At 52.5% G+C, this 8,170-nt stretch carries 8 protein-coding genes; 4 read left to right on the plus strand and 4 right to left on the minus strand.

From position 1 onward, the window contains the following. A partial coding sequence (locus tag Q7V48_07955) for a nitroreductase family protein (GenBank protein MDO9210668.1) occupies window positions 1-563 on the plus strand: 563 nt, incomplete at its 5' end. A gap of 165 nt (window positions 564-728) precedes the next feature. On the opposite strand, the gene Q7V48_07960 is transcribed toward Q7V48_07955, so the two are convergent. Next, window positions 729-2,633, minus strand: a complete 1,905-nt coding sequence (locus tag Q7V48_07960) for a TRAP transporter large permease subunit (GenBank protein ID MDO9210669.1) — start codon at window positions 2,631-2,633, stop codon at window positions 729-731. 142 nt (window positions 2,634-2,775) lie between these two features. Beyond that, a complete protein-coding gene (locus tag Q7V48_07965) occupies window positions 2,776-3,801 on the minus strand; it encodes a TAXI family TRAP transporter solute-binding subunit (GenBank protein ID MDO9210670.1) in 1,026 nt (341 codons plus the stop codon). A gap of 783 nt (window positions 3,802-4,584) precedes the next feature. On the opposite strand from Q7V48_07965, the gene Q7V48_07970 reads away from it, so the two are divergent. From Q7V48_07970 to Q7V48_07980, 3 genes are all read left to right on the plus strand, one after another. Next, window positions 4,585-4,728, plus strand: coding sequence for a hypothetical protein (locus tag Q7V48_07970; protein ID MDO9210671.1), 144 nt, complete (start codon window positions 4,585-4,587; stop codon window positions 4,726-4,728). A 279-nt stretch (window positions 4,729-5,007) separates the two neighbouring features. Beyond that, window positions 5,008-6,162 carry a DUF362 domain-containing protein gene (locus Q7V48_07975; protein ID MDO9210672.1) on the plus strand — a complete coding sequence of 385 codons (1,155 nt, stop codon included), beginning with the start codon at window positions 5,008-5,010 and terminating at the stop codon, window positions 6,160-6,162. A gap of 37 nt (window positions 6,163-6,199) precedes the next feature. Further along, complete coding sequence (locus tag Q7V48_07980; protein ID MDO9210673.1) at window positions 6,200-7,099, plus strand: NAD(P)-dependent oxidoreductase; 900 nt, start codon at window positions 6,200-6,202, stop codon at window positions 7,097-7,099. Between the two features lie 17 nt (window positions 7,100-7,116). Here the strand turns inward: Q7V48_07980 and Q7V48_07985 are convergent, their stop codons facing one another. Beyond that, complete coding sequence (locus Q7V48_07985) at window positions 7,117-7,989, minus strand: branched-chain amino acid ABC transporter permease (GenBank protein ID MDO9210674.1); 873 nt, start codon at window positions 7,987-7,989, stop codon at window positions 7,117-7,119. After that, the coding region (locus tag Q7V48_07990; protein MDO9210675.1) for a hypothetical protein at window positions 7,986-8,170 on the minus strand (185 nt) is incomplete at its 5' end. The genes Q7V48_07990 and Q7V48_07985, both read right to left, overlap by 4 nt.

Consider the following 8,170-nt stretch of genomic DNA (forward strand, 5'->3'; position numbering starts at 1 on the left):
TTGGGAGGTTCGATATGGACGTTTACGAAGCGATTGAGAAGAGGAGGACGATTCGTATTTTCAAGAAGGGAGCTACGGAAGAGCAGTTGCGCAGAATCATTCTTGCGGGCACAAAGGCACCCTCCGGCGGAAACCGCCAGCCCTGGGAGTTCATCATGATCGACGATCCGAAAATCATCGATCAACTTGCAGAGCTCAAGTACCAATTGAATCGAAAATTGCCCCCGGGTTCGGGCGAGACGCAAAAGGATGTTGAAGAACGGGCCTTGAACCAGAAGAAATGGTTCCAGAATTCCAGCGTCGTCGCCATCTGCACGACTTCGGGACAGTCCGTCAATGGCTGGCTGGCCGTGGAAAATATGTCCTTGGCGGCAGTGGCGGAGGGGCTTGGCAGTAATATCATTTCTTACTGGGATGCCGAGAAAAAAGAGGTGGAAAAAATGATCGGCCTTCCGGAAGGTTATGAACTTACCTGTGTGCTGAAATTCGGAGTGTCGGGAGAAGAGGTTAAGCCAGGGAAGAGACGGCCTGAATTCAGCTGGTTGCATAAAAACAAATTCTAATTGTCTTTATTTTTCTGAAAGTGTGCCAGAAAAGGGGGCATCGGAGATAAGAGCAAAGATTGTCTTGCATGAATCGGGAGATGGAGATTTCCACGGCTCAGATTGCCCGGTATTTAGGCGTGGGGGCTTCAACCGTTGCGATGGCGATGTACCCCAAAACTCGAATCAGAGCACTTTCCTCCTTTGTTGCAGAACCCAGTACCCCACAAACACCGCAATCGGCGCTATGGCCAGGGTCGCGAGGCGCGTGCTGGGGTGCAAGACCACTATGAGCGAGAAGCCTGCCAGGGCAATCCTGGCGATCACGTCTCGTCCCCTCTTGTTGCTGTATTTCGCCTGGATGCTAAACTGGATGCCCACCGTGCCGGCCATGAGCAGAAACATGGCGCCCAGCTGAGCCATCCCCGGCTCTAACACCAGCTCGGGCCTGGCAAAAACCCCACCCATCAACAAGAACAGGACACAACATAGCTGGATTCCCCTGAACAATGTCCCCATGAAAGGGGCGTCGGCGATTTTAGACGTCACCGCGGCCACAACGGAGGTCGGCGGCGTCAGTTCTCCCCAGACGGCCACGAAGAAAGCGAAGAAGTGGATGACCCAGGGGTTGATGCCAACCTTAATCATGGCGGGGGCGATCACCAGGGCGGTGAGGATGTAGGTAGGCGCCGGGGGCAACCCGGTGCCCACGATAGCTCCGAAAAAAAAGGCCACAAGAATCATCGCCACGAGATGAAAGCCCGCTGCCTCCATCAGGAGGAACCCGACTTTCGTCGTAATTCCCGTGATGACCACAACACCCGTCATGATGGATAGGCTGGCCAGCAAAAGAGTCAGGTCAAAGGTCATAGTTGTAAAGTGGTCAATGAAGCGGAGGAAGGGGGCGGCAAGGGACCGGAGATCCCGGGAAGGGCGGGATCGAAGGGTTGTGAAGATGAAGATCACCGAGACTACGATACCGGTCACGACGAATACTCTCAAGGCGGCCAGCATCGGCGGCACTTGGGCGACCCCCATAAGGTATATCAGCCCGGCAATAACGCCCACGTAGACGAGGAGGTTGATCTTGTCCAAGATGCCCGTCTGCACGAGCGGGATTCTCGCCATGCCGGTCTGGTAACGAACGGAGATCAGGTAGACGCCGACACTGACGCCGGCATAGTAAATCAAAGCTGGAGCGTACCCCCGCGCCACGACTTCGAAATAGCTCACTCCCAGGAACTCGGCCATGAGGAATGCGGCAATTCCCATAACCGGCGGCATGAGTTGGCCGCCAAGGGAGGCAGCGGTCTCGATGGCGGCGGCGTTCACCTTGGGTATCCCGCTGGCGATCATGGCCGGGATGGTGGCCGAGCCGATGGTTATCGCATTGGCCGCTCCGCTGCCGGTCACGGTTCCCACCGCCATCGACCCCAGGACCGCTGCTTGCGGCAGCGCATGGGCCGATTTGTTAGCGATCCGCGAAGCGGTATTAATGATCGAGGCCACACAGCCGAAGGCCCGCAAGACACTCAAAACCAAAAGGAAAGACCCGATCATAGTGAGGGCAAGCTGGGGAAGCCGCGAAAAAACTCCCGTCGCCATCTCTACGCTCATCGAGCTCAGGATCCGCCCCCAGTCCATACCTGGGTGATGAAACAGGCCGGGCACGATCCAGCCGTATACCGCATATAAGCTCAGGAAGACGTTGAGGATGAAGAGCGGAAAGTGTCTCTTGCGCGTGTACTCCATCACCAGGACAACCATCAGCCCCCCAACCACCAGGTCAGTGGTATTCCATACACCTGCCCGCACTGTGCCAATCTCTTCGAACTCGACGCCAATGTACAGGAGAGTAACAATGGGCAGGGCAATGTAAACGCCCCCAATGATGTAGTTAGCGGCAGCCCCAAGCCTGGGATAAAGCTCGTTGTTGCGCAGGGCATCTAAGGTGAAGAGGATGAACGCGACCGGAACCAGGATGACGGCGAGATAGGTTGGCCCCCCGACGCCGGTAAGGTAGTATCGGAAGAGGTACACGAAAAAAAAGAGGGCAAGAAGGGAGAAAAAAATCCGGATGAAGGAATTCATTGGATCGGAATACTCCTTTCTTTTCTGCGGTCAGATCTTGCGACGATATCTCGTGTCCTGAATCTTCCAATCGCCGAAAAAATCTCAGCTGTACGCAGGCGTTAGCGGAGGATCTCTTAGCGCCCGGGCGCAGGTGCCTCGGCTACTTGGGCTTGGCGATGCGACCGTCCCACTTGGAATCCCAGACGCCACGCTCCCGCATGTATTTCGCCAGGCCGGGATGGATGGGAACGAAATTGAGCGCCGCTTCAACCCCCTGGCGCTGAAAACCGGGCATATCCGTTTTAATTTGCATGTAGGCGGAGTCTACTTTGGCCAGCTCAGCCGCATTTTTTTCGATAATGGTCAACATCTTGTAGACGTCTTGCTCGGGAACCTCCAGCCCTACATGGAATCCATAGTAGAAGGGCAATAAGAGAGCTTTTGCGGCGTGGATGTCCTTTTTGAAGGCATCCGGTTTCACTTCGGCAATCCGAAACGCAGCCTTCCGCAGCAGCTCAATTTCCTCTTGGCTAGGATTGAGGATGGCCCAGTCTGTGCCGACGGATATCTCGATGATCCAGGGAGCTGTTGTCACCTCTGCGTTCGTATACGCGTTGAAGGCCTTGATATTGCCGGCCTCCAACTGCGACCCTACGGACGATAGGTCCATTTCCCGGTATACAAAGTTCATCCCCAGCGCTTTAAAAGCCCTTTCCAAATGGGCCCGCACATCCCAGGGGAGAGGGCCGGTAAAAATCGGCTGGCCGGAAAGGTCCCGCCATTGTTTGTATTTTCCTTTGTCCTTGGCAAGGATCCCTACCCCCACTTCCACCGAGTAAGTCCAGAAGGATTGGACGGGGTACCTTTTTATATGAGCTTTAAAACCCTTGAATCGGTTGATGTCATTCGCCAATTCGTAGAAGGCAATATCGGCGCCATAATAGCCATCAAACTGCCCGGTCGCGTAGCCTTTAACGGAAACGATCGCTCCCGGTGTGGGCAAGGCTGCGATCCTGTAGTTCGGCATTTCTTTGTCCAGCACCGCGGCCAGGTTGACTAAAGCCCTATGGCCAGACGAACCCGCGGCGGATGTCGCCCACTTAAAATCCTTGGCTTGCGACCAGCCATTGGCCACTGCTCCGAAGAGGAATCCGGCTACGATTAATAAAATGAGTGCTTTTTTCATCGCTTAGCCCTCCCGTAGAATTGGATGATTAGAATTTACTTTAAAGCGGTATAAATGTTAACCACAGGTCGGTTTTATGTCAAGGAAAAAATAAATGGAGAAAAGAGGGGAGAAAGGGGGACGCGAAAGGAAAGGGGTACATGAGAATATAAGTGACGATCTTCCATTTCTATGTTAAATGCACGAATATTCCCCCCTTCCGTAATGCGCTTAGCGATTTCATCCACCCGCTACCAGAACCGTAAAGGTGACCTCGTCCCCATCATGTATTTTCGTTTCCAATCTATCCTGCGACGGGAAAACGTGGTGTTCTTCGTCTTTCCAGAAGTCAGATCAATCTCCAGCAGTTTGCCACAAATCCCTTTCATAAACCACCTCTCCCGATTTTTACTTCCTACTGATCCGGGGATCTTGGCGACTATTTCCTCTTCGGAACAGACTTCTTAATGATGTCAAAACCCGTCACTGACTTTTATCTCCCCCTTTATTTGTCCGATTTTACGCATGAACACTTCCTGCTTTTTTATGAAAACTTTTCTGAATCTATCAGGAATTGGAAATTTTTAATAGCCATTTTATTGGATATATGATTTCACATACCTTCTTCGATGAATGAGAAAAGGATGCAGCGTAGCAGCGGATTTGATCATTCCCCGGGTTAACGTTTCATTTAAACGGCATTGTCTCCGAGGTTGCTAAAGTAGGAGACAGGATGGTATATTGAATTTTCCAATCGCATTTTGAAACCCGTCGGTATATTTTGACTGCCAGGAGGCGATGACGATGAATGCCAGAGTGGCTGCGATTCAAACGAAAACATTTCTGGAGGCAGATGAGCAAAAAAGGAATATCGAAAGGGCAGGGGAATATTTGGACAATTTTGTCGGCTATACGAAATCCCACACCTTTTTCGATAAGGAAGGTTGATCAGGAGGATCCATAAAACACTTCGCCATCGACATTCATACCCATGTGGAGTTTGCCGGTACCTTTGACATCTTAAAAAAGCGATATTCGGAAGAGGAGATTTTTGACCGGTTTGCCGTTTCGGTCACAGGTCGTCCTTTTTGGTTTAAAGGCTTCCTAGCCGTAAACCTTTTTAGACTTTCCCTTCTCTCGGGCGAAAAATCACCTGCTCCCCAAAAAGAGAAAGGAGGATGCCCATCACCAGACCCTGGCGAATCACCCCAAGAGGAGAACACCATCATGAGTAAAGTGCTTATTGCCGACAGCACGTATGAGACGTGCCGGGAGGCCGTTGCTCAGGCATTTTCTACGTTTCCGGTAGATGTTCACGGTAAGAAGGTCGCTGTCAAGGTAAATGCCCTGAAGGCGGGGGATCCGGATCGGCAGGCCTATGTCACCCACTACAAGCTGGTGGAAGCGGTCGTGGAAAAACTGGCCTCCTTCCAACCTGCCCAAATTGTGGTCGGAGATTCCGTGGGAACCGAATTCTATGGAAATTCGGAGCACGTGTTCGAGGTTACGCATCTCAAGAAAGCAGCGGGGTCTTACTATCGGAACTTCAGCAAGAGCCTCACCGTCGTCAAATTGGACCGGCCCTTCAAACGCAAGGTGGCTGTGCTCAAGGACGTCCTGGACGCCGATGTCTACATTTCGCTGCCGAAGATGAAGACGCACGGCTTGACCATCCTCAGCGGTTCGGTCAAGAACAATTTCGGGCTTTTGGCGGGAGCTCAAAAGTCCTGGTATCACTATTTCTCAGTCAAGCCGGAAATCTTCGCCTGGATTGTCGTTGAAATGTTCCGACTTCGACCCCCCGATCTGGTTATCATGGATGCCATTCTTGCTATGGAAGGTTACGGTCCTTCCTCTCCGGAGACCAGATGGGTGAATAAGGTGCTGGCCTCCGACGATCCAGTGGCCCTGGATACGGTTCAGGCTAAGATCGTCGGTTTGAAACCGGATGATATACCTTATCTGGGTATTGCCAGGGATTTGGGATTAGGAGAGACGGATTCCAGCAGGATCGAAATCATAGGAGATGCGTCCACTATCCAGGAATACCACAGACCTACCCCCCCAGAAGCAAGTTACAGTTATAAAGCCGGTGTGGGGAGCGGTAAAACCAGCATCGAGTATTATCGTCAAAGAGTCGCCTACCGTCCGGTGATCTCTCCTGAGAGATGTCGGTACAAACAGGGATGCACGGCCTGTATGGACATCTGCCCTGCAGGCGCCTTAAGTCAAGGAGATGACCTACCCGCAAAGGACGTCTCCAAATGCATGCTTTGCAGCGCATGTAAGGAGGTTTGTGAATTTCTGGCCCTGGAATTCTCTCCCTGCCAAGAGCTCATGACCACGCTTGCTAAACAGAAAGTCCCCTCTCTGGAAGCGTAACACCTAAACGGGCATTGGGAGTCTTAAGGAGAAAGATATGAAGCAAAAGGTCGGCATGATCGGCTTAGGCATCATGGGATCAGCCATGGCAGGGAACTTGCTCAAGGGAGGTTTCGAGGTCATCGGCTATGATATCATTCCGGAAAGAATCAAGGATCTCACAGACAAGAAAGGTATAGGCACGGTTTCGTGTAAAGAGGTGGCCCAAAAGGCCGACGTCATCATCACCTCTCTCCCCAGCAACGAGGCCCTGCACAAGGTCGTGTTCGACGAGGACGGCCTTTTAACGGGTGCCAAGAGAGGCCTCGTTCTGGTTGAGACGAGTACCCTCTCCTTGGAGGCCAAAGAGGAGGCTTACGAGGCCTTGAAGTCCGTCGGCGCAAATATGTTGGACTGTCCTCTGAGTGGTACCAGGTCTCAGGCACTCCGAAAGGATCTGGCAGTTTACGCCAGCGGGAACCAGGAAACCTGTGAGCGTTGCAGGGCCATTTTCGATGGGTTTGCCCGTGCCGTTTACTATACCGGCGAGTTCGGAATGGGCACTAAATTGAAATTCTTGAACAATCTGCTGGTCACGATCCATAACGTTTCTGCGGCAGAGGCCTTTGTCCTGGGGATGAAGGCGGGATTGGATCCGCAAATGATTTACAAGGCTATCATCGACGGCTCCGGCTCGTCCCGCATGTTTGAGGTGAGGGGTCCGCTGATGGTGGCCGGAAAATACGATGACCCTATGATGAAGGTGGATCTACACCGGAAGGACATAAAGCTCATCACCAACTTTGCTAACGGGCTCCAGTGTCCAACCCCCCTTCTCTCTGCGGCGGCGCAGATTTACACCGCAGCCTCGGCTCACGGATGGGGCAATCAGGATACTGCCTCGGTCTGTGCGGTCCTGGAGGAAATGGCAGGCCTGAAGAGGACAGGCAATCAATGAAGCTTGGTTTCTCGCCCCTAACGTTTCAACAGCTTGCTGCCATAAAGACCGGTCGGATTGATCAGGAGAATCAGCAGCATGATGGCAAACGGCGCCATTTGCGCCAGCGGGGCGTAGATGAGGGATCCTAAGGAGACGACCTGCCCGACGATAAAGGCGGATACCAGGGTTCCTTTAATGCTGCCCAGACCGCCGATAATGACGACCATGAAAACGAACGCCAGCAGGTGGAGCCCCATATGGGGATCCACCATGATCAGCGGCGCATGCAGTCCCCCGGCCAGCCCGGACAACATTCCGGCGATGATGAAGGTAATGGTGAAGAGTTTGTACACGTTAATGCCGAGGCCTTCCACATGTTCCACGTCCTCAATGCCGGCTCTAATCGCCTTGCCGATGATGGTTCGGTTCAAAAAGAGCCAGATGCTGGCATAAACGAGCAGGGAGATAACGATGACAATCAACCGGTAGAGTGGGATTTCAGTGCCCAGAATGTTGATCTGAGTTACCATCGGAATTGGCACAGGCCGGGGAACCAGTCCCCAGATGTATTTGATGACGCCCACACCGCCGATCAGAATCCCGAAGGATGTAATCATGGTGAAGGCGATATCGCGTTCGTATATACGTAAAAAAATGAACCGTTCCACAGCGAAACTGACGATTCCGGCAACGACCAACCCCCCCAACGCACCGAGCCACATGCTGCCGGTGACGAGACTAATGGAATAGGTTAGGTACGCACCGATGGAATAATAGAGCAATTGGTCGAGGCTGATGATGCGCATCAAGCCGAAACAGAGCGACAGGCCGATAGCCATAAGGAAAAAGATACTACCGATGCTCAACCCGAAAATCACGCCGGAAATCAGCAGTTGTGTGTCCATCATCTGCTTTTGTCTCCACTATCCTGCCAATGGGTCAAAACGCCCTTCCGGGAAAAAGCCTTTTTGAGAAGGGGCTCCAAAGTTCCCCAAATACCCTTTTCCCCGGCAAGCATAATGAATACCATCAAAAAACCGATTAAGAGTTCCCAGTTGACGACAATGCCGCTGATCAAGTCTTTCATCC

This window comes from Deltaproteobacteria bacterium, assembly GCA_030654105.1.
Classification (GTDB): domain Bacteria; phylum Desulfobacterota; class SM23-61; order SM23-61; family SM23-61; genus JAHJQK01.

Bases quoted from the DNA above. Each gene is read 5' to 3' on its own strand.
- Q7V48_07960 (MDO9210669.1), bottom strand. From the start codon at position 2,633: ATGAATTCCTTCATCCGGATTTTTTTCTCCCTTCTTGCCCTCTTTTTT.
- Q7V48_07965 (MDO9210670.1), bottom strand. From the start codon at position 3,801: ATGAAAAAAGCACTCATTTTATTAATCGTAGCCGGATTCCTCTTCGGA.
- Q7V48_07970 (MDO9210671.1), top strand. From the start codon at position 4,585: ATGAATGCCAGAGTGGCTGCGATTCAAACGAAAACATTTCTGGAGGCA.
- Q7V48_07975 (MDO9210672.1), top strand. From the start codon at position 5,008: ATGAGTAAAGTGCTTATTGCCGACAGCACGTATGAGACGTGCCGGGAG.
- Q7V48_07980 (MDO9210673.1), top strand. From the start codon at position 6,200: ATGAAGCAAAAGGTCGGCATGATCGGCTTAGGCATCATGGGATCAGCC.
- Q7V48_07985 (MDO9210674.1), bottom strand. From the start codon at position 7,989: ATGATGGACACACAACTGCTGATTTCCGGCGTGATTTTCGGGTTGAGC.